Annotated in this window: 1 protein-coding gene; it reads right to left on the reverse strand. The window is 45.8% G+C overall.

The features are described from left to right. Nucleotides 1–224: 224 nt before the first annotated feature. Entirely contained in the window at nt 225–359 is a 135-nt protein-coding gene (locus UGRO018_RS17765) for a hypothetical protein (protein WP_416327845.1), read from the reverse strand. Nucleotides 360–638 lie beyond the last annotated feature (279 nt).

The following is a 638-nucleotide window of genomic DNA, read 5'->3' on the forward strand; positions in this document are numbered from 1 at the left end:
TAAGTTGGAAGTTCAATGACCGTCATTTTGTCCACACCAGCGCTACCTTTATTACTCATCACTTTACGCTTTGCTTCCTCCAGATTTTCTTCTGAAAGAATCTTTTCCATCATTTCTGTTGCCATGTCTGCTTTTTCCTTTCTGACGCTCGTTATTTCCCAATCCTCACAACCGTTTAGGTCGACCACAGATTGTTCTGAGAAAATAACATACATTCCTGAATCTCAAAGCTGGTTCCCTGTTCTGCCCTTTGCTCCATTCCCATTACGGAACTTCCTCGCTACTACGGCTTCTGCTGACTCCTCACCGTTCGTTGTTACTGCACTTCCACTGCGTGGCGTTCTCCACCTCGTTTCCATGTCGATGAGGCCTCCCCGAAGAAGGTGTGATAACTTTCCTCTCGTGTAACCTCCGAATTTACTGCTTCGCCATGTTTGGCAACTTGGACTTCTCTTTGTCATGCAAGGTCGTCCAGACTAACAGCCTCATATTCGGTTTCTGTTCGTAGGTCCAAGATTTTGCCCATTGGTTTTTTTTTCCAATATCCAGCTTCCTTCAGCCATTACCTCACGATAATGTCCTTGCTTTCGGCTAGTGCTTTACTACTTGTTGCCACAACCGCACAACGGACTTTCACC

It is taken from the genome of Hoskinsella mucinilytica (assembly GCF_045223415.1).
Classification (GTDB): Bacteria; Bacillota_I; Bacilli_A; order Erysipelotrichales; family Erysipelotrichaceae; genus Hoskinsella; species Hoskinsella mucinilytica.